At 68.4% G+C, this 18,157-nt stretch carries 19 protein-coding genes and 1 tRNA gene; 10 read left to right on the forward strand and 10 right to left on the reverse strand.

The features are described 5' to 3' along the window. Position 1: 1 nt before the first annotated feature. Positions 2-979, reverse strand: a complete 978-nt coding sequence (locus SSMG_RS39985; RefSeq protein ID WP_009085896.1) for an NAD(P)H-quinone oxidoreductase — start codon at positions 977-979, stop codon at positions 2-4. 20 nt (positions 980-999) lie between these two features. Continuing rightward, positions 1,000-1,932, reverse strand: coding sequence for a neutral zinc metallopeptidase (locus SSMG_RS39990; RefSeq protein ID WP_009085897.1), 933 nt, complete (start codon positions 1,930-1,932; stop codon positions 1,000-1,002). 514 nt (positions 1,933-2,446) lie between these two features. Here SSMG_RS39990 and SSMG_RS39995 point away from each other — a divergent pair. The 3 genes from SSMG_RS39995 to SSMG_RS40005 all read left to right on the forward strand — a co-directional run bounded on the left by SSMG_RS39995 (position 2,447) and on the right by SSMG_RS40005 (position 3,404). Next, on the forward strand, positions 2,447-2,938 hold the full coding sequence (locus SSMG_RS39995) for a MarR family winged helix-turn-helix transcriptional regulator (RefSeq protein WP_009085898.1): 492 nt from the start codon (positions 2,447-2,449) through the stop codon (positions 2,936-2,938). Between the two features lie 2 nt (positions 2,939-2,940). Then, a tRNA-Ser gene (locus SSMG_RS40000) sits at positions 2,941-3,025 on the forward strand. A gap of 181 nt (positions 3,026-3,206) precedes the next feature. After that, on the forward strand, positions 3,207-3,404 hold the full coding sequence (locus SSMG_RS40005; RefSeq protein WP_199841111.1) for a KTSC domain-containing protein: 198 nt from the start codon (positions 3,207-3,209) through the stop codon (positions 3,402-3,404). A gap of 8 nt (positions 3,405-3,412) precedes the next feature. Here the strand turns inward: SSMG_RS40005 and SSMG_RS40010 are convergent, their stop codons facing one another. Continuing rightward, positions 3,413-3,694 carry a DUF2277 domain-containing protein gene (locus SSMG_RS40010; protein WP_009085902.1) on the reverse strand — a complete coding sequence of 94 codons (282 nt, stop codon included), beginning with the start codon at positions 3,692-3,694 and terminating at the stop codon, positions 3,413-3,415. A 92-nt stretch (positions 3,695-3,786) separates the two neighbouring features. Between SSMG_RS40010 and SSMG_RS40015 the strand changes: the two genes are divergently transcribed. Further along, positions 3,787-4,728 (forward strand): Ldh family oxidoreductase, encoded by a 942-nt coding sequence (locus tag SSMG_RS40015; RefSeq protein WP_009085903.1) that lies wholly within the window; start codon positions 3,787-3,789, stop codon positions 4,726-4,728. Between the two features lie 266 nt (positions 4,729-4,994). Here SSMG_RS40015 and SSMG_RS40020 read toward each other — a convergent pair whose 3' ends face one another. Beyond that, the gene (locus SSMG_RS40020; protein ID WP_009085905.1) at positions 4,995-5,216 is read right to left on the reverse strand and encodes an RNA-binding S4 domain-containing protein; all 222 of its coding nucleotides are present in this window, start codon (positions 5,214-5,216) and stop codon (positions 4,995-4,997) included. A gap of 12 nt (positions 5,217-5,228) precedes the next feature. Next, on the reverse strand, positions 5,229-5,990 hold the full coding sequence (locus SSMG_RS40025; RefSeq protein WP_009085907.1) for a serine protease: 762 nt from the start codon (positions 5,988-5,990) through the stop codon (positions 5,229-5,231). A gap of 66 nt (positions 5,991-6,056) precedes the next feature. Here SSMG_RS40025 and SSMG_RS40030 point away from each other — a divergent pair, with 66 nt between their 5' ends. Beyond that, positions 6,057-6,893 (forward strand): SDR family oxidoreductase, encoded by an 837-nt coding sequence (locus tag SSMG_RS40030; RefSeq protein WP_009085909.1) that lies wholly within the window; start codon positions 6,057-6,059, stop codon positions 6,891-6,893. Between the two features lie 120 nt (positions 6,894-7,013). Continuing rightward, on the forward strand, positions 7,014-7,667 hold the full coding sequence (locus tag SSMG_RS40035; RefSeq protein WP_009085910.1) for a hypothetical protein: 654 nt from the start codon (positions 7,014-7,016) through the stop codon (positions 7,665-7,667). A 205-nt stretch (positions 7,668-7,872) separates the two neighbouring features. On the opposite strand, the gene SSMG_RS40040 is transcribed toward SSMG_RS40035, so the two are convergent. Together SSMG_RS40040 and SSMG_RS40045 are read right to left on the reverse strand one after the other, a co-directional pair. Next, positions 7,873-8,529: a response regulator gene (locus tag SSMG_RS40040; protein WP_037719010.1), complete on the reverse strand. Its 657-nt coding sequence runs from the start codon at positions 8,527-8,529 to the stop codon at positions 7,873-7,875. After that, on the reverse strand, positions 8,526-10,142 hold the full coding sequence (locus tag SSMG_RS40045; protein WP_009085914.1) for a sensor histidine kinase: 1,617 nt from the start codon (positions 10,140-10,142) through the stop codon (positions 8,526-8,528). Before SSMG_RS40045 ends, SSMG_RS40040 begins: the two co-directional genes overlap by 4 nt. A gap of 157 nt (positions 10,143-10,299) precedes the next feature. On the opposite strand from SSMG_RS40045, the gene SSMG_RS40050 reads away from it, so the two are divergent. The 4 genes from SSMG_RS40050 to SSMG_RS40065 all read left to right on the forward strand — a co-directional run bounded on the left by SSMG_RS40050 (position 10,300) and on the right by SSMG_RS40065 (position 13,941). Beyond that, positions 10,300-11,103 carry an ABC transporter ATP-binding protein gene (locus tag SSMG_RS40050; protein ID WP_037719015.1) on the forward strand — a complete coding sequence of 268 codons (804 nt, stop codon included), beginning with the start codon at positions 10,300-10,302 and terminating at the stop codon, positions 11,101-11,103. Then, positions 11,093-11,971 carry an ABC transporter permease gene (locus SSMG_RS40055; protein ID WP_009085918.1) on the forward strand — a complete coding sequence of 293 codons (879 nt, stop codon included), beginning with the start codon at positions 11,093-11,095 and terminating at the stop codon, positions 11,969-11,971. Before SSMG_RS40050 ends, SSMG_RS40055 begins: the two co-directional genes overlap by 11 nt. A gap of 1 nt (position 11,972) precedes the next feature. Next, positions 11,973-13,028: an ABC transporter substrate-binding protein gene (locus SSMG_RS40060; RefSeq protein WP_009085920.1), complete on the forward strand. Its 1,056-nt coding sequence runs from the start codon at positions 11,973-11,975 to the stop codon at positions 13,026-13,028. A 199-nt stretch (positions 13,029-13,227) separates the two neighbouring features. After that, positions 13,228-13,941 (forward strand): G1 family glutamic endopeptidase, encoded by a 714-nt coding sequence (locus SSMG_RS40065; RefSeq protein ID WP_009085921.1) that lies wholly within the window; start codon positions 13,228-13,230, stop codon positions 13,939-13,941. A gap of 41 nt (positions 13,942-13,982) precedes the next feature. On the opposite strand, the gene SSMG_RS40070 is transcribed toward SSMG_RS40065, so the two are convergent. The 3 genes from SSMG_RS40070 to SSMG_RS40080 form a co-directional block, all read right to left on the reverse strand. Next, positions 13,983-14,303 (reverse strand): antibiotic biosynthesis monooxygenase, encoded by a 321-nt coding sequence (locus SSMG_RS40070; protein ID WP_009085923.1) that lies wholly within the window; start codon positions 14,301-14,303, stop codon positions 13,983-13,985. A gap of 43 nt (positions 14,304-14,346) precedes the next feature. Then, positions 14,347-15,021 (reverse strand): DUF1345 domain-containing protein, encoded by a 675-nt coding sequence (locus SSMG_RS40075; RefSeq protein ID WP_009085925.1) that lies wholly within the window; start codon positions 15,019-15,021, stop codon positions 14,347-14,349. 90 nt (positions 15,022-15,111) lie between these two features. Then, a complete protein-coding gene (locus SSMG_RS40080; protein WP_199786444.1) occupies positions 15,112-17,886 on the reverse strand; it encodes an AAA family ATPase in 2,775 nt (924 codons plus the stop codon). Between the last annotated feature and the right edge of the window lie 271 nt (positions 17,887-18,157).

Genomic DNA, 18,157 nt, shown 5'->3' on the forward strand with positions numbered 1-18,157 from the left:
GTCAGGACTTCGCGGCGAGCAGGACCTTCCCGAAGATGCTGCCCTCCTCGAGCATCCGGTGCGCGGACGCGGCCTCGGCCATCGGCACCACGTGGCCGACGATCGGCTGCACCGAACCCTGTTCCACCAAGGGCCACAACCGTTTCCGGACATCCGCGACGATCGCGGCTTTCTGGTCGAGCGGACGGGACCGCAGCCCGGCCGCGAACACGCTCGCGCGCTTGCCCAGGAGCTTGCCGATGTTCAGCTCGCCCTTGATCCCGCCCTGCATGCCGATGATGACCAGCCTGCCGTCCGCGGCGAGCGCGTCGACGTTGCGGTCGAGGTACTTCGCGCCCATGTTGTCGAGGATGACGTCGGCGCCCTTCGTCTCGGCGCGCAGCACCTCGACGAAATCCTGGTCCTTGTAGTTGATCGTGAGGTCCGCGCCGAGCTGGCGGCAGCGTTCGAGCCGTTCCGGCGAACCCGCGGTGACCGCGACGGTCGCGCCGAGCGCCTTGCCGACCTGGATCGCGTGCGTGCCGATGCCGCCCGCGCCGCCGTGCACCAGCAGGACCTGGCCTTCGCCGAGACCGGCGTGCATCACGACGTTCGCCCACACCGTGCAGGCCACCTCGGGCAGCCCGGCCGCGGCGACCGTCTCGATCTCGCCCGGCACCGGCAGCAGCTGCCCGGCCGGGACCGCGACGCGTTCGGCGTACCCGCCGCCGGCGAGCAGCGCGCAGACCTCGTCGCCGACCTGCCAGCCCTCGACGCCCTCGCCGAGTTCGGCGATCGTGCCGGAGCATTCGAGGCCGAGGATGTCGCTCGCCCCGGGCGGCGGCGGATAGTTGCCCTGGCGCTGCAGCAGGTCGGCTCGGTTGACCGCGCTGGCCGTGACGTCCAGCAGCACCTCGCCCGGACCGGGCTCCGGATCGGGGACCTCGGTCCATTCGAGCACGTCAGGGGCGCCGGGTTCGCGGATCGTGATCGCGTGCATGCGCCCGACTGTATCCCGGGTCAGCCGAGGTCGTTGGTGCTGAAGGTGTTGCAGCTCGCGGGCTGTCCGGTGCGGTAGCCGGTGGTGAACCACTTCTCGCGCTGCGCCGAGGTGCCGTGCGAGAAACTCGACTTGTCGACGTGGCCGTTGCCGAGGTTCTTCTGGATGTAGTCGTCGCCGATCCGGGACGCGGTGTCGAGCGCGCGCGAGATGTCGTCCTGCGTGACGTCCTGGACCAGCGGCTTCCCGGAGCTGGTCGGGGTCGTGCTGGCGTGGTTGGCCCAGACGCCCGCGTAGCAGTCGGCCTGCAGTTCCAGCCGGACCGAACCGGACGTCGGCCCGGTGCCGGTGCCGCGCTTGGACGTGCCGGTGAGGTTCTGCACGTGGTGGCCGTATTCGTGGGCCAGCACGTACGCCTCGGTGAACAGGCCGCCCTTCGCGCCGAAGCGGGTCTTCAGCTCGTTGAAGAACGACAGGTCGATGTACACGTAGGAGTCGGCCGGGCAGTAGAACGGGCCGGTGTCCGACGTCGCGCCGCCGCAGCCGGTGCGCACGCCGCCGGTGAAGAAGCGGGTCGTCGCCTTGCGGTAGGTCTGGCCGGAGCGGGAGAACTCCTGCGTCCAGTAGTCCTGGATGGAGTTGACGATCGCGACGATCGCGCAGTCGTGGTCCCGGTTCGCGTCGGCTCCGGTCTTGCACTTCTTCGCGAGCGTGCCGGAGTCGAGCTGCTGTCCGGACTGGACGTCGCCGAGCCCGACCCCGCCCACCGCGGGCGACGTGCCGGTGCTGGGTCCGCCGCCGAACTGGGAGAACAGGAAGTAGATGACCAGGCCGACGATGCCGAGCCCGCCACCGCCGAGGGCCACGCGGCCGCCGATGCCGCCGCCTCCGCCGCTGCCGCGCATGTCCTGGATCTCGGAGGCGTCCAGATCCGCGTTGTCGTCGAATCGCACGCGGAAAGGGTAGCCGCAAACCCGGGAACGGGGCTGGGTGCGGCCCCTGCGCTGGGGGCCGCACCCAGGTACTACCGAGGTTTCGTTGACAGCGGTTGGCCACCGGCCGGGCTGGCGTCCGGCGCTGCCTTCGCGGTGCCGAGGCCGCGAAGAGAAGCAGCGGCATAACGACGCCGGGTGCGCGTGGCCGATGCCGAGCGCACGGGTGCTCGTGCTGTTCGCAATCGCGACCGAACCGGAACGGGGCCGTGCCGGTCGCGGGGTCACAGCGGGCGGTCAACCGCGGGAACTACCTGCCATGCCACCACCTGGCCTTTCCCGGGGGGAAACGCGGCCCGGCGTGCCCTTCGGCGCGCTCTGGGGGATCCTCGTCGTCCCTCCGCTGTCTCCCGAGGATGCGCTTCTTCGCGCCGAGTCTCAACCTTTTCGTAACCCTCCATTGGGGGAAGTTCGCCCGGGAATTTCACGCCGGGCCGAAACGGAGGGGAAAATCCGGCCTTCTACTCTTCCGGACATGAGCGATGACCAGGACGTGCGCTGGCTCGACCCGGCAGAACAGCGCGCCTGGCGGGCCTACATCGTCGCGTCGCTGCGGCTGCGCCAGCGGCTGCATCGCGAACTGACCGAGAGCCACGGCATCTCGCTCGCGGACTACGAGGTCCTGGTGTGCCTGAACCTGACCCCGGACCGGTGCACGCGGATGACCGAGCTGGCTGCGCTGCTGGGCTCGACGAAGAGCAGGCTGTCGCACCAGATCGGCAAACTGGAGGTGGCCGGGCTGGTCACGCGCCGCCCGGACCCGGAGGACAAACGCGGCGTGCTGACCGAACTGACCGACGCGGGCCTGCGGGTACTGGCCGAAGCCGCGCCGACGCACGTGCGCGGCGCCCGCGAGCACCTGATCGACCTGCTGACGCCGGACGAGCAGACCGCGGTGGCCACGGCGTTCACCCGCGTCCTCGAACACCTGGACGACGTCGAAGGACGGCGCGATACCCTGACCTAGAAGGAAGCGTGGCAGAGCGGCCGAATGCAGACGCCTTGAAAGCGTCCGTAGGGAAACCTACCGGGGGTTCAAATCCCTCCGCTTCCGCTGGACGCCCCGAGTGTCCGGCCCCGGATTCCGCGCCCGCCGCGGGAGACCGGGGCCGTTTTGTTTTCGGCTTTCGTCGGCGGCAGGCCGGTTCGATCGACCGGGTGAACGCCGCGGCGGCGCTGGTCGCTCCCGCCGCGGTCCGCGCGGGTACCCTGGCCGTGCTGTGCGCCGGGTTCCCGTGGAGTCTTCCGTCATTCGCGACGTCGGCTACGACGCCGCGAAGTCGGTGCTGGAAATCGGGTTCCGCAACGGCAGCGTCTACCGCTACCACCTCGTGCCCGCGCGCGTGCATCGCGAGCTGATGGCCGCCGACAGCCCCGGGCGCTACCTCAACCAGGAGATCAAGCCGCGGTTTCCCGGGCAAGAGGTGGAATGATTGCGGCGTCAGGCTTTCTTGGCCTCGCGCAGGGCGATCCGCGCCTGGACTTCCGGACGGCGCAGCGGCGGCACGGTCGCCGGCGGCTGGCGGCGTTGCGGGAGTTCTTCCAGCAATCGCGCGGTGATCTGGGCGATTTCGGCGACCGCCGCCTCGAACGGTTCGCGCGTCGCGTCCGAAAGGGACTGCACCCCGGTCACTTTGCGCACGTACTGGCGCGCCGCGGCTTCGATCTCTTCGGTGGTGGCGGCGGGCTGCAGGCCGCGCAGCGTCGTGATGTTTCGGCACATGTGCTTCAGGGTACGTCTCTGCGGCCTACCGCATCACACTCTAGGGCCAACCTCGTTGACGGGGTCCGAGACCGCCCGGCAACCTTGATGAAGTGCCCCTCAGACCACGTTCTCCCCGGCTCAGCCGCCCCGTCCCGGAAGTTCCCGCCGACACCCCGATTCCCGAGCAGGCCTGGCACCGCGTTCCCGCCGACGAACTGGTCACGCTCGTTTCCGTTGTCCTGATGGCACAAGGCTTTCCCGAAGACCGCGCCCGTCCGGCCGCGGAGGCGTTGTGCCACGGCGACCTCACCGGCGCGCCGGAAACCGGCGTCGGGGAGCTGACTCGGGTGCATCTGCCCGCGATCGAAAACGGATTGGTCAGTCCTGGTGCGCAACCACTGCTGATTGCGGACCGCGGAGCGGCGGCGCTTGTCGATTACCGTCGTGCGTCCGGGCTTTGGGCGGTGGGCGACGCGATGGATCGGGCCGTGCAGCGGGCCGGGCGGTTTGGCGTTGGGCTGTTGTCGGTGCGCGGGGTCGGGCCGTTCGGGCGGGTCGGCCATCACGCGGCGCGGGCCTTGCCGCACGGGATGATCGGCATCGTGATGGCGGCCGGCGGGTACGCGGATCAGCCGGTGCATCCGCTGGGGATGGCCGCGCCTGCCGGGGCTTATCCGGAGTTCGTGTTCGATATCGATCTCGCTGATGCTGCTCGGGATCCTCGGTTCGCCGGGTTCGCGTTGATGGTGGACGTGCTGGCCGGGGTGTTGTCCGGGGTGGCCGATCATGAGCACGACACTGGGTTGCTGGTGCTGGCGATCGCGCCTACGACGTTGCGTAGTGCGGATGGGTTTTACCGGGCCGCCAGTGCGGTTTTCGGGAGCATGCTCGGGTGGGAGGGCGGGGCTCCGGTGCGGTATCCCGGGTGGCGGGAGGCTCAGTATCTGGAGCAGTGCCGGGCGTTGGGGGTGCCGTTGCCTGGGGCGGTGCGGAGGCAGTTGGATTCTTTGGCGTTGAAGGTGGGGTTGGCGCCGTTGACTACGGTGGGGTGATCTGGGGCCGGGTCGGCTCGTCGCCTGGCGGCGACATTGCGCCCCTCCTTGGTTGCGTGGGCACCCCGATTTTTGATTGTGCTGACGGTTCGGGGGTGCTTGTCAAGGCGGGAAAGATGCCTTGACAAGCACCCCCGAACCGCAGGGCGGCTTTGTATCGGGGTTGGGGGGAGGGGTGGGTGCCCCCGGTGTTTGGGTGGTTTGGCGGCGGTTTTAATGCCGTGAGGAGAACCCTGAGGGACTTGCTGCCGGAGTGTCCCGGAGGGTCAGCGGGAGAGGGAGACGCGGGCCTTTTCGGTGCCTACTGCTACTACGTCGCCGTCTGCTAGTTGGCGGCCCCTGCGGGTTTCTACCTCGCCGTTGACCGTCACCTCTTCTGCGTCGATCAGGTCTTTCGCGTGTGAGCCGTTGTCTGCGAGGTCGGCCAGTTTCAGGAATTGGCCCAGCCGGATCGGTTCGCCGGTGATCGGGACGTCGCGCGTGCTCATCGCCGCATCATGTCACGGCATCGTGGTTGCTCGGTTGTACAGATCGGTGATCTGGTCGTCGAAGTAGCTCGAGTACGAGACGTCGTCGGTGTAGCCGCCTCCTTCGTAGCCGCCGATCACGCCTACTACTGTGCCCGTTTTCGTGTCTGGCGACGGGTCCGCGACCAGCGGGCTGCCGCTCGTTCCGGTGGCGAAGCCGGGGCAGTCGACTCGGATCTGGTGTTCGTCTTGCTGCTGGGTGTGGGTTTCGCAGGTCGCCACCTCGTCGACGCCGTCCGGGTAGCCGGACACGGTTACCTGGCGGGCGAAGGGACCGTTCGTGCCTAGCTGGTTGGCTCCGGTCACCGCTTCCAGGGGTTCGGGCGAGCCGTCTTGGCGGGCGGTCGCGAAACCGACGTCCAGGTTCGGATCGGACGAATCGATCCATCCTTGGGCGACCAGTTCGTTTCCGACCTGCCAGTATCCGTACGGGGCGACGCCGTCGTGGAAACCGGGGGCGAACGTGACATTGGCCAGGTAACCGCCGCCTTCGCCGTCGTGGATGCAGTGGGCGGCGGTGAGCAGTTCGTCCCCGCGCGGGCTGTGCACGACGCTCGCGGTGCAGTAATGCGAGCCGTCGACGAACAGGGCGCCGATGGACGCGTGGACCGGCTTCGCCGGGGGCGACGAAGACGGCGGCGCGACCGCCGGTTCGTCCGCCGCGCGCTCAGCGCATGCCACGATGGTGCCGCTCGCACTCATTAGTGCGAACAGCCCGATCACCGTGCGCCGCATGCCACCTCCTGTACTGGTCCTCGTCACTAGTATCAGAGAACGCGGTGAGACCAGGGTGGGGAGACGATGAAGGACTTCTCGAACAAAGTCGCAGTGATCACCGGAGCGGGCTCGGGCATCGGGCGGGCGCTGGCGCTCGAACTCGCGTTGCACGGCGCGGTCCTCGAACTGTCCGATGTCGACGCCGAAGGTCTCGACAGCACCGTGCGCGAAGCTCGCGAACGCGGTGCCGAGGTGCGGGGCCATTCGCTCGACGTGGCGGACCGGGCCGCGGTGCTCGCCCACGCCGAGGACGTCGTGCGGGAGCACGGCCGGGTCAACCTCGTCGTCAACAATGCCGGGGTGGCGCTCGGCGCGACCGTCGAGGACATGACGTTCGAGGACTTCGACTGGCTGCTCGGCGTCAACCTCGGCGGGGTCGTGAACGGCACGAAGGCATTCCTGCCGCACCTCATCGACTCCGGCGACGGCTACGTCGTCAATATCTCCAGCGTGTTCGGATTCGTCGGAGTGCCTACGCAGAGTGCGTACAACGCGGCGAAGTTCGCCGTTCGCGGATTCACCGAGTCACTCCGCGAAGAAATGCTCGCGGCGCGGCATCCGGTCGGCGTCAGCTGTGTGCATCCGGGCGGGATCAAGACCAACATCGCCCGCAACGCCCGCGGCGGAGCAGGCGGCGACCAAGCCAAGGCGGCGGCCGGATTCGACAAAATCGCCCTTACCACACCGAAGAAAGCGGCCGAAACCATCCTGCGCGGCGTGCGCAGGCGGTCCGCGCGGATCCTCATCGGACCGGACGCGTACGTGATCGACGCGATCCCGCGCGTGCTCGGTTCGGCGTACCAGCGTCCGCTCGCGGTTTTGGCGCGCCAGGGACTCAAACGTGTCGAGCGGAACGGATAACTCGCCGCGACTCTCCGCATTCTTGATCACTCGATAGAGTTGCATTTCCGCCGAGGTGCTCGGAAATGCCGCAGAATGCTGCAGTCCACTCGTGTGTCCGCACCCCGGAGGTAGCCCTCGATGCTGCGCCTTGCCGAGCGCCGTTTGGCCGCGCCCGCTGACCGCGCCTCCGGGGAACTGGTCGACCGCACCGGGATCATCGCCGCGAGCCTGCCGCGCGAGCCGCGCCCGCAGGACGAGGCCGCTCCGGAGACGAGCTGCGAATCGACCCAGCAGATCCCGGTGATCGCCGGATGCACGCCCGCCGAGGAACGCCCGCGCGCGGTGGCGTCGCGCCGCCGAGCCCGGGTGTGGGTCGGCACCGGACTGGCGGTAATCCTGGTCGGACTCGGCTGGCTCGCCGGCGGGTTCTTCACCGGGACGCTCCCCGGCCAGCCCGCCGACGACGCGGTCGTGCAGGCCGAGCAGCGCGTGCCGATCGCGGAGCAGCAGATCCCGGTCCCGTCGACGATCACGCCGCCGGTCACGCAAACCGCGCCGCCGGTCACGGTGTACGTCCCGGTGCCCTCGCGCCAAGCCCCGGTGAAGCGGCACAACCCGGTCCGCTCGACCGCACCCCGCGCGGCCGCGCCGGAGACTTCGGAGCAGGCCGACCCGCGCGCGGACCTCGACACGCCTGCGCCGAGCAAGGCCCCGGCACGGGTCGGCATCGACCAGTTCCTCGACTGGAAGCCGTGGCTGGACGCGGCACAGCGGATGGCTGGCGGGCACTGACGGCAAGCGGACTCGGGCCGCGGCCGGAGACTTAGCCACTGTTGGCTTGCAGGGTTGGCGGATTCAGGCGGGCTAGGTCGGTGATTCGCGGTGGGGATGCGGGGTCGGCCGGGTTCGTCGGGCAGTAGCGAGGCGTTGGCTGGAGCGGGCCGCGTCGTTGATTCGCCCAGCAACAGGCGGCCATTGGCACCGCGGCTTGCCGAGGTCAGCCGATCCAGGCGTATTCGTGTTCGGGGCGTCCCGTCGCTCCGTAGCGAAGCCGCATTTCCACTGCTCCCGACTCCGCCAGCGCGGTCAGATAGCGCTGCGCGGTCGCGCGGGCCATGCCGAGTTCGCGGGCTACTTCGGCGGCCGACAGCGGGGTCGGCGAACCGCGCAGCCGCTCTGACACGAGGCGGGCCGTCGCGCTCGATTGGCCCTTCGGCGTCGCCGCGCGGTCCTGGTCGTGCAGGGCTCGGAAGGCCCGGTCGACGTCGTCCTGCGACAGCGGGCGTTCGGTCGTGACCAGGCCGCGGTACCGCGCGTACGACGTGAGCCGTTCCGACAACTGCCGGGTCGTGAACGGTTTGATCAGGTAGTTCAGCGCGCCCGCGCGGATCGCGGCGGAGATCGACGCGGCGTCGGTGGCGGCGGACAGCACGATGGTGTCCGTCTTCAGGTCCGGCAGGACGGAAAGGCCGGGCTCGTCGGGCAGGTAGACGTCCAGCAGCACCAGGTCCGGGGCCAGTTCGCGCACCCGGGCGCGGGCTTCGGCGGCGGTGTGCGCGACCCCGGCGACGGTGAATCCCGGCACCTCCGACACGAATCCCGCGTGCACGCCGGCGACGCGGAAGTCGTCGTCCACGATCAGGGTGCGGATCATGCGTCGGTCTCCTCGGGTCGGTCCAGCAGGCCGGGAAGTTTGGCGACGAACAACGCGCCGGTCGTCGCGCCGCCGGGGTCGGCGAGCCACACGTCGCCGTCGCGGGCCCGGGCGGCTTGGCGGGCCAAGGCCAGTCCGAGGCCGTGTCCGGGACTGATCTTTGTGGACACTCCCTCCTCGAAAAGCTTATCCCTTAACGAATCTTCGATTCCCGGCCCACTGTCTACAACGGACACATGCAAAGTGGAAGCATCGGCGAGCAGGCCGACTTCGACCCACGCGGGCCGCCGCGGCCCCATGCGCGCAGCGTGCAAGGCGTTGTCGACCAGGTTGCCGATCACGGTTCCCGCGGCGATCGGGTCGGTCACCGAGGCCGGGACCCAGGCGTCGTCGGCCAGCCGAAGTTCGATGCCTTTTTCTTGCGCCTGCTCGGTTTTCGCGACCAGCAAGGCCTGCAGGTACGGATCGGTGACGCGGTCGTCGAGCGGTTCCGCGCGCGAGGCGGTGGTTTCGGTGAGGGTTTGCAGGTATTCCTCGGCTTCGGCGTGGTGGCCGAGCTGCAGCAGGCCGGACAGCGTGTGCAGGCGGTTCGCGAACTCGTGCCGTTGCGCGCGCAGACCGTCGGACAGCGAGCGGATGCCGTCGAGTTCCCGGGTGAGGGTGTCGAGGTCGGTGCGGTCGCGGAAGGTCAGCACGGTGCCCAGCGCGCGTTCCTCCCGTTGCACGGCACGGGAATTGATCACCAGGACCCGGTTTCCGGCTACGGCCAGGAGGTTGTCCACCGGCCGTCCTTCCGCGACGGCCTGGTGCACTCGCGGGGACAGGTCCAGATTCTCCAGCGGGGTGCCAACCGGGAGCGGGGTGCCGAGGAGTCGTTCGGCCTCGTCGTTGCGGACGGTCACCCGGTGTTCCGCGTCGACAGCCAGGACGCCTTCGCCGATGCCGTGCAGGACGGCTTCGTGTTCGTAGAGCAGTTCGGTCAGTTCGTGGGGTTCGAGGCCGTGAGTCACGCGGCGCAGGCGGCGGTTGAGCAGCGCGGACGCACCCGCGCCCAGAAGCAGTGCCCCGCCGCCGAAGATCATTGTCAGGACAAGAAGCCCGTTGAACTCACTGGTCAGATCGCTCATCTCATAGCCGACGCTCACCTCGCCGACAATGCGCGAGCCTTGCCGGATCGGGGTCTTGCTCCGGACCGACGGGCCCAATGTGCCGGACCGGAACTCGCTCACCACATCGTTGCCCGCGATCACTTCCGCCCAGGGCGTGCTCACTTCCTGACCGACCAGGTCGGGCTTCGGGTGCGCCAGCCGGATGCCGTGATCGTCGGTGATGACGACGAACAACGCGTCGTTCTCCTTGGTCACCGCCTGCACCCGCTGCTGGAGCGCGGCACTGGGGTCGCGCGCGGCGGCGTCGGCGACGACGACCGGCTCGGTCGCCACCGACTTCGCGACCGCCAGCGCGCGTTCCCCGTACTGGTTCGACAGCGTCGAGCGCAGGAGCGAACTGACCAGCGCGACGCCGAGGCCCACGACGAGGACCACCACGCCGATCTGCAACAGCAGCACCTGACGGGTGAACCGCATCCGCGGAAAGAGCGCCCACTTTGGCATGCCAGGGAACATACCCCCAGCTCAGCGCTGTGCGCTAAACGAGCAAAACGTGGAGAACGCGCAGAGCGCACGCAGAACGTCGACAAGCTTCTCCACCGCGAAACCCGCTCTTAACCTGCGTCGAGCGAGTCCCCACCGTGACGAAGGAGTCACCTCGATGGCCCCACTCATCGAACTGATCGGCGCCACCAAAAGGTTCCCGAGCGGATCAGGTTCTGTCCACACCGCTGTCCGCGAATTGACCATGACCGTCGAACCGGGGGAGTTCGTCGCCGTGGTCGGGCCGACCGGATGCGGCAAATCGACCACGTTGTCCCTGGTCTCCGGGTTGCAGCCGCCGTCGGCGGGCCGGGTCGTCGTGCACGGCTCCGACGTGAAGTCCATTCCGGACGGCGTCGGCTACATGTTCCAGACCGACGCGGTGATGCCGTGGCGTTCGGTGCTGGACAACGTCGCGTCCGGACCGCGGTTCCGCGGCGTGTCCAAAGAGGACGCGCGGAAGAAGGCCGCCGACTGGATCGGCCGCGTCGGCCTGGCCGGGTTCGAGAAGTACTACCCGCACCAGCTTTCCGGCGGCATGCGCAAGCGCGTCGCGCTGGCGCAGACGCTGGTCACCGAGCCGAAAATCCTGCTGATGGACGAGCCGTTCTCCGCGCTCGACGTCCAGACTCGCGCGCTGATGCAGGACGAATTGCTCCGGCTGTGGTCGGGCACCGGCGCCGCGGTGATCTTCGTGACGCACGACCTCGACGAGGCGATCGCGTTGGCGGACAAGGTGGTCGTGCTGACCACGAGCCCGGCGACGGTCAAGGACGTTTTCGAAATTCCGCTGGAGCGTCCGCGCAAGGTGGAAGAACTCCGGCTGACCGAGGAATTCCGCAAGCTCTACTCCGACATCTGGGAATCGCTGCGCGGCGAGGTCGACAAGGCCCGCCAGAAGGGAGCGACCGGTGTCGCTTGAGACTCAGACCGCGCCGACGCCGGTCTTCGAAACCGAACAAGACATCCTGTCCCGCGCGAAGAAGTCCGCCGGGCGGCACAAGCGCAACGTCTGGCTGTTGCGGCTCGCGATTCTCGTTGCCTGGCTGGGGTTGTGGGAGCTGGCGGGGCGGTTCTGGATCGACCCGTTCTTCTATTCGATGCCGTCGAAGATCTGGGAACGGCTCACCGAATGGTTCACCACCGGCACCGACTTCGGGACTATTTGGTACCAGATCCTGGTGACCGTCGAAGAAGCCGTGATCGGCTTCGTGCTCGGTGCGGTCGCTGGGGTGATCTGCGGCGTCATCCTCGGCCGCAGTGCGTATCTCGCTGAGGTGCTGGCTCCGTTTATCAAGGCTGCCAACGCGATGCCGCGGATCGTGCTCGCCGCGCTGTTCGTGATCTGGTTCGGTCTCGGACTGTCCTCCAAGGTCGCGACGGTCTTCGTGCTCGTGTTCTTCGCGGTGTTCTTCAACGCGTTCACCGGTGCTCGCGAAGTGGATCGCAATCTGATCGACAACGCCCGCATTCTCGGGGCGACGCGGTGGCAGGTGCTGCAGTCGATCGTGCTGCCCAGCGCGACGTCGTGGATTCTTTCGTCGCTGCACGTGGCGTTCGGTTTCGCGTTGATCGGTGCGGTCGTCGGCGAGTACACCGGTGCGAAGGCGGGCATGGGCTTCCTGATCGCCAATGCGCAGGGCACGTTCGACACCGCCGGGGTGTACGCCGGGATGCTGGTCATCATGGTCGTGGCGTTGTTCGCGGAATGGCTGATCGGTTCGGCCGAGCGCAAACTGTTGCGCTGGCGTCCGCAAATGTCGGCCGACGACGGACGGCGGGACATCTGACATGCGGCTGAAAAGGACACTCGCGGTCGCGGCGGCCGCGCTCGTGACCGTGGCCGGGGTGAGCGCCTGCCGGGATTCCCGGGAGATCGACCTCGGCAACGGCGGGCGGCCGCACCTCAAGATCATGGTCGGCGGACTGTCCAAAGTGATCTATCTGCCGGGGCAGCTCGCGAAGCAGCTTGGCGAGTACCAGAAGCAGGGACTGGACGTCGAGCTGTTCGACCAGCCGTCCGGGGCCAACGCGGAAACCTCGTTGCTGGCCGGTGAGGTGCAGGGCGTGGTCGGGTTCTACGACCACACCATCGACCTGCAGGCCAAGGATCAATGCATCACCAGCGTGGTGCAGTTCGCGAATGTGCCGGGCGAAGCGGAAATGGTCGCGACCCCGAAGGCCGGGCACATCAAATCCGGCGCGGATTTCCGCGGCAAGAACCTCGGCGTGACGTCGCTGGGCTCGTCGACGGACTTCCTCACCAAGGCGCTCGCCAGCCGCGGCGGGGTCGGCAGCAAGGATTACACGCCGGTGAAGGTCGGGGCCGGGCAGACGTTTATCTCTGCCATGCAACAAGGTTCGATCGACGCGGGCATGACGACCGACCCGACCATCGCGCAGCTGACCAACACCGGCCAGGCCAAGGTGCTGTACGACATGCGCACGCCGGAGGGCACGCGTGCGGCGCTGGGCGGGTTGTACCCGGCGAGTTCGCTGTATATGAGCTGCGAAATCGTGAAACGCTATCCCGACGTCGTGCAGAAACTCGCTAATGCGTTCGTGAATTCGCTGCAGTGGCTTTCCACGCACACCGCGGAGGAGGTGGCTGATCTGATGCCGCCGTCGTTCGCGGGCGGGGACAAGGCGTTGTACGTCAAATCGCTCAAGGACAGTCTGCCGATGTTCACCAAGGACGGCCGGATGGACCCGTCCGGGGCGCAGAACGTGCTGAAGGTGCTGGGCGCTTCTTCCAGCAACGTGAAGCCCAAAAAGGACAAGATCGATCTGTCCAAGACGTACACCACCCAGTTCGTGGACGCCGCGCACGCCCGTACGGCGCGGTAGTCCACTTCGGAAGGAGTCCGTGCCGGCCCGCCGCCTCCCCTGGCGGGCGGGCACGGACTTCCGTGTACACACAGGAGAATCAGGACATTTGGTGAAGAGTTCCCGAGGTGTGAATACCCTTCGAAAGTAGCTACCAACTCGGGCGAACGAAATTCAACACTGGTACGCGCAGCCACTCCCGTGACCAGATTGGACGCCCATGAGTTCACGATCTTTCCGTCGTCCCCTCGGATTGCTGGCGGCCGGTGCGTTCGCGGCCGCGACCCTCGCGGCCGGCGCGGGAGCCGGGCCCGTCACGTTCGGCAAACACTTCCACGGGGACCATTACTCCGGCGGAAACTGGGGCGGTTACGTCAGTTTCGGCAGTTTTACCACCGCGACCGCGGGCTGGACCGAACCGGCGGCCACCTGCAATTCCAGCAACGACCTGTTCGCGCCGTGGGTCGGCATCGACGGCGACGGTTCGTCCACTGTGGAGCAGACCGGCGTCGCGACCGATTGCTCCAGCGGCAGCCCGCAATACCAGGCGTGGTACGAAATGTACCCGGCCGCGCCGGTTTACTACTCGGCGAGCGAAGCGCCGGTGAACGCGGGAGACCACCTCACCGCGACCGTCACGCGCAGCAACAACAGCTACAGACTCGACCTGAGGAACGACACCCAGGGCTGGACGAAAACGACCACGCAGTCGTTGAACGCGAAGCACTCGTCGGCGGAGGCGATCATCGAATCGCCGACCGATTCGTACCCCGCGCTCGACGGCGGGGTGAATTTCGACGGGGTCAAGTTCGACGGCAAGAACCTCGCCGACACCAATCCGCAGGGCCTCAACGCGGACGACGGCGGCAGCGCGACGTGGGTCCCCGGTCCGATCGGATCGGACGGGCAGAGCTTCACGATGAACCGTCAGTAGCAGGGAAGCCCTGAGGGAAGCGGATTCCCTCAGGGCTTCCGTCACGGACGTTCGAAGCGGTAGGCGCGTTCGACCCGGGAGACCTGGACGTCGAATTCCGTGTACCACTCGGCGCGGCCCTGCTCGCGGGTTTCGGTGTGCTCCAGGTGGGTGCGCCACCCGGTGATGGCGTCCTCGTCCTGCCAGTACGACACGGTGATGCCGAGCCCGGACTCGTCGCGGACGGAGTTCTGGCCGAGGTAGCCGGGCTGTTTCGCGGCCAGTTCGGACAGGTAGGCGGCGCGCTCGGCGTAACCGCGGTCGCCGTCGGTGCGCCGGGACGTGAAGATCACCGCGTAGTACGGCGGTTCGGGAAGCTCCATGGCCGGAGATATACCTGGCGGACGCCGTCGAGGCCAGCGGGTTTCAGCCCTGCAGCCCGTTGACCGCCCACGCGAACACCATCAGCGCGAGCAGCAGCGAGATCCCGGCCTGGACCATCATGGTCATCTTCGCCCAGATCCGCAGCGGCATGACGTCGGTCGGGCTGAACGCGGTGGCGTTCGTGAACGACGTGTAGAGGTAGTCCAGGTACCGCGGTTCCCATTCGGTCTTGGCCATCGACGGGTCGCTCATCTGCGGAAACTGCAGATCGGGGAAGTCCGCCCGGCCCGCCGCGCGACGGGCCGGCCCGCCGCGGTCGAACTCCCAGTACCAGAGCGAGAAGACGACGATGTTGGTCCAGTAGACGACCACGCCGCTGATCAGCACCTGCACCGCGTGCCCGCGTTGCGCGCCCTGTGCGATCCCGATCACCAACTGCACCGCGGACGCCCCGTTGAGCACGCTGACGACGGCGAGCGCGGTCAGCGCGACCATGCGCTCGACGATGTTGAACTCGGTGAGCCGGCCCGGGTTGATCAGCAGCAGCGCGATGATCAGCACGGCGGTCAGCGAGGGCAGCAGCCACCACGGGTGCAGCACCATCTCGTCGGGCAACGCGAGCTGCAGGGCGAGCGTTCCGATGACGACGGCCGCCGCGGGCCATCGGGTCTCGCCTTTGGTCGCCCGCCGCCAGGCAGGCACTGGTTCTTCAGCCACCTGGACAACGGTAGGGCGCGGACCGCGGGTTGGCGCGTCGCAGAGATAGACGTGTCGTGGGGCAGTGCGGGCGAAGAGGACGAACCTCCTTCAGGGTGACGGAACGCTTGGCAGCTTCCTCGCGACGTCCGTGCGGCTTCGCGCGCCTAGCTTGCGAAGCACCTTCGCTACGTGCTGCTCCACCGTGCGCGGAGACAGGAACAGGCCGTCGGCGATCTGGCGGTTTGTCCGCCCCTCCGCGAGCATCTCGGCGACTTCGCGCTCTCGCGGCGACAGTTCGCGACCGTAGCCGCGACGGCCGCGTTGCGACGGTGCCCACGCACCGTGTTCGCGAAGCACGTGATGGCAGCGGCCAGCGTCGCGCGCGGCACCTAGCTGTGTGTACGCAGCTGCGGCCTGTCTGAGCGCAGCGGTCGCGTCGTCTTGACCTGCAGCGAGTCGACAGCGTGCCGCGCGTTCACGCATGCCTGCCGCGAGGTACGGCATCGGCAGCGCTGCGTACGCGTCGGCGGCGGTGTCGAAGAGTGTTGCGGCGGCTAGGTGTTTCGCGCGCGCGTTGGTCAGGACGGCGCGGCCAGCGTGCAGGGCGGCTGCGGCGAGAGGTGCGTCGCGGTCTTCGATGCCGCGCGCGAACTCTTCGACGAACGCGTCGGCGTCGTGCCAACGGTCTGCGCGCGTGTACGCCTCCGCGGCGGCTGGGACGAGCGACGCTGCCCAGACCCACACGCCTTTGCGGCGCGCGGCGTCGACAGCGACATCAGCGGCTTCGCAGGCTGCGGCGACATCATCGGTCGACAGGTGCACGCCGATCAACACCGAAGCCGCGCACAGCACGACGGGGATAGGGCCTTCGCCCGGACGGTGCGCCGAGGCGTCGGCCAAGTGTCTTCGCGCCGCCGCGAACTCACCACGCACCGCGGCCAGCCCGCCCAGCACCAGCGACGTTTCCATGACGATCGCGCCCAGCGCCGGGTGCCGGGCACGGACGTCTTCGGTCGCCTCGGCCAGGCCGTCCCAGTTGCCGCGGAACCAGGCGAGGCGCACCGCGGTGCCTTCGATCAGGCCTTTCGGGTACAGCGCGCCGGCTTCGGAAGCCCGGCGCAAACCCTCGGCGACCAGCTTTTCGGTCCGGTCGAGGTGGCCGGACCACGACTGCGCGTCGGCGAGGTTGCACCACAGCCGGGCCAGCTGCACGCGTTCCGCGACGCTCGGCGCGGTGTCCGGCATCGCCTGGAACTCCGCCCACGCCGAACCGTCGCCGATGTGCGCGGCGGTCGCGATCCGGTCGCCGGTGAGCGCGAGCCGCAGTTCTGGGTCGGTCAGTCCGGCGTGGACTTCCCGGGCCCGGCGCATCCACTGCTCGTGCCACGACAGCGGGGTGAGCCCGTCGAACGGCAGCGCGAGCAGGTTGATCCCGCGCGCGGCCAGTTCCGGCCGGTCCGACAGTTCGGCGACGGCGCGTTCCACCGCCGCGCGCCCCTGCTCCAGCCGTCCGGCGACGCGGACCAGCAGCATGCCCAGCGCGAGCCGGATGGTCCCGTGCACGGCCGGCGGCAGCGGCCGGTCTTCGAGCACCTTCTCCAGCGTCAGGTGGACATCCGGGCGGAAGACGCGCAGCGAGACGTCGCTGAGCTTCTTCGCCAACCGACCGACCGCGTCCTCGTCGGCCTTCGCGACGATCGCCTGCAGCAGGTCGATCGCGCGTGCGGTATCGCCGTGCGCGATCGCTTCGTCCGCCGCTTCTTCCGCGTAATAACGCCATTCCTCGACGCGCCCGGCGGCGTGCGCATGCGCGGCGAGCAACGACAACGGCTGACCAGGAAGGTGCATTGCCTTGGTGTGCAACAATTTCCGCTCGGACGCGCTGAGCCCATCGTACACGGCTTTGCGCGCGAACGGATGCCGAAAGCCGTAGCGATTGTCGTCGACCTCTTCCACCAGGCCGTCCGACCACACGATCTCGTCCTCGGCCAACCCGGCCAGCTCATTCAGCACCGACAACTCGGCGGGCAGGTCAAGCACGGCGGCGGCTTTGGTGAGCTGAATCGCGGCCTTCGGCAGCGCGGACAGCTGCCTGGACACCGATTCCTGAAGTGCGGCCGGAACTTCCAGCCGGTCCAGCGCCGACTCGGTCAGTTCGACCCCACGCAACGCACGGAGAGTTTCCTCGGCGACAAAGGGAATTCCGGCCGTGTACTCGTGCAGCTTGGCGGTGAGCTCGGCGCTGATCCGGGGCACGCCCAGAAGATCGCAAGCCATCGCGGTGACCGCCGCGGGGTCCAGCGGACCGAGCGTCACCTGCGCGCTGTGCACCTCCGGAGCCGTGCGAACGCGGGAGTTCCCGGTGCGACAGGTGGCGACGACGCCCAGGTCAGGCGGCCAATCGACGGCGAGAAACCGCAGCAGGTCACCGGTTCCCGGGTCGGCGCGGTGCAGGTCGTCGAGGAGCAGGACGGTCGGACCGCAGGCGATCAGCAGCTCCCGGAACGCGCGGAACACGCGATGCCGTTGCGCCCCGGCGTCCGGCAGCGGTTCCGGCGCGGGCGGCAGCACGTCGGCCAGTTCCGGCAGAAGCGGTTGCAGCGCACCGGCAACCGGGCTCAGCGGCCCGAGCCGATTCCCGGCGGAGCGCAACGCTTCCAGGATCGGTCCGTACGGAAAGGGCTCGGCCAGCTGCGGGCACGCGCCGCGCAGCACGCGGATCCGGGAGAACTCCGGACGGACGGCGAGTTCGGCGAGCAGCCGGGTTTTGCCCATTCCGGGCGCGCTCTCCACCAGCACCGCGGCGGGCCGGTGTCCGAGAACTTCGGTGACGGCGGCGAGTTCGCGGTCCCGTCCGGCGAAAGCCGCCGGACGCGGACGCACTGAGACCAACGTCGGAACGGCCGGCCACATCACGACCTCCCCAGCGAGCATCTTGTCCGTTTCGCCCGGAGCTTAAGCAGTGCGCGGGGCGCGGTAAACCGACTCTCGACGGGAGCGTGCGCACGCTCCTCACACGTCTGCCTCCGTACGGTCACCAAATGGCAGAAGAAAACCCGGCTTGCGGTCACAAAGAGTGCGAAACCTCGTGGAGTTCGCCGGTTCAGCGGAACAACCCACGGACGCCCCCTTCGGCGGCGAACGCTCGGTAGTC

It is taken from the genome of Streptomyces sp. AA4, assembly GCF_000158875.1.
GTDB lineage: Bacteria > Actinomycetota > Actinomycetes > Mycobacteriales > Pseudonocardiaceae > Amycolatopsis.

Excerpts from the sequence above, each read along its gene's own strand:
- SSMG_RS39985 (WP_009085896.1), bottom strand. The coding sequence starts at position 979 with ATGCACGCGATCACGATCCGCGAACCCGGCGCCCCTGACGTGCTCGAA.
- SSMG_RS39995 (WP_009085898.1), top strand. The coding sequence starts at position 2,447 with ATGAGCGATGACCAGGACGTGCGCTGGCTCGACCCGGCAGAACAGCGC.
- SSMG_RS40010 (WP_009085902.1), bottom strand. The coding sequence starts at position 3,694 with ATGTGCCGAAACATCACGACGCTGCGCGGCCTGCAGCCCGCCGCCACC.
- SSMG_RS40020 (WP_009085905.1), bottom strand. The coding sequence starts at position 5,216 with ATGAGCACGCGCGACGTCCCGATCACCGGCGAACCGATCCGGCTGGGC.
- SSMG_RS40025 (WP_009085907.1), bottom strand. The coding sequence starts at position 5,990 with ATGCGGCGCACGGTGATCGGGCTGTTCGCACTAATGAGTGCGAGCGGC.
- SSMG_RS40030 (WP_009085909.1), top strand. The coding sequence starts at position 6,057 with ATGAAGGACTTCTCGAACAAAGTCGCAGTGATCACCGGAGCGGGCTCG.
- SSMG_RS40035 (WP_009085910.1), top strand. The coding sequence starts at position 7,014 with ATGCTGCGCCTTGCCGAGCGCCGTTTGGCCGCGCCCGCTGACCGCGCC.
- SSMG_RS40040 (WP_037719010.1), bottom strand. The coding sequence starts at position 8,529 with ATGATCCGCACCCTGATCGTGGACGACGACTTCCGCGTCGCCGGCGTG.
- SSMG_RS40045 (WP_009085914.1), bottom strand. The coding sequence starts at position 10,142 with ATGCCAAAGTGGGCGCTCTTTCCGCGGATGCGGTTCACCCGTCAGGTG.
- SSMG_RS40050 (WP_037719015.1), top strand. The coding sequence starts at position 10,300 with ATGGCCCCACTCATCGAACTGATCGGCGCCACCAAAAGGTTCCCGAGC.
- SSMG_RS40060 (WP_009085920.1), top strand. The coding sequence starts at position 11,973 with ATGCGGCTGAAAAGGACACTCGCGGTCGCGGCGGCCGCGCTCGTGACC.
- SSMG_RS40065 (WP_009085921.1), top strand. The coding sequence starts at position 13,228 with ATGAGTTCACGATCTTTCCGTCGTCCCCTCGGATTGCTGGCGGCCGGT.
- SSMG_RS40070 (WP_009085923.1), bottom strand. The coding sequence starts at position 14,303 with ATGGAGCTTCCCGAACCGCCGTACTACGCGGTGATCTTCACGTCCCGG.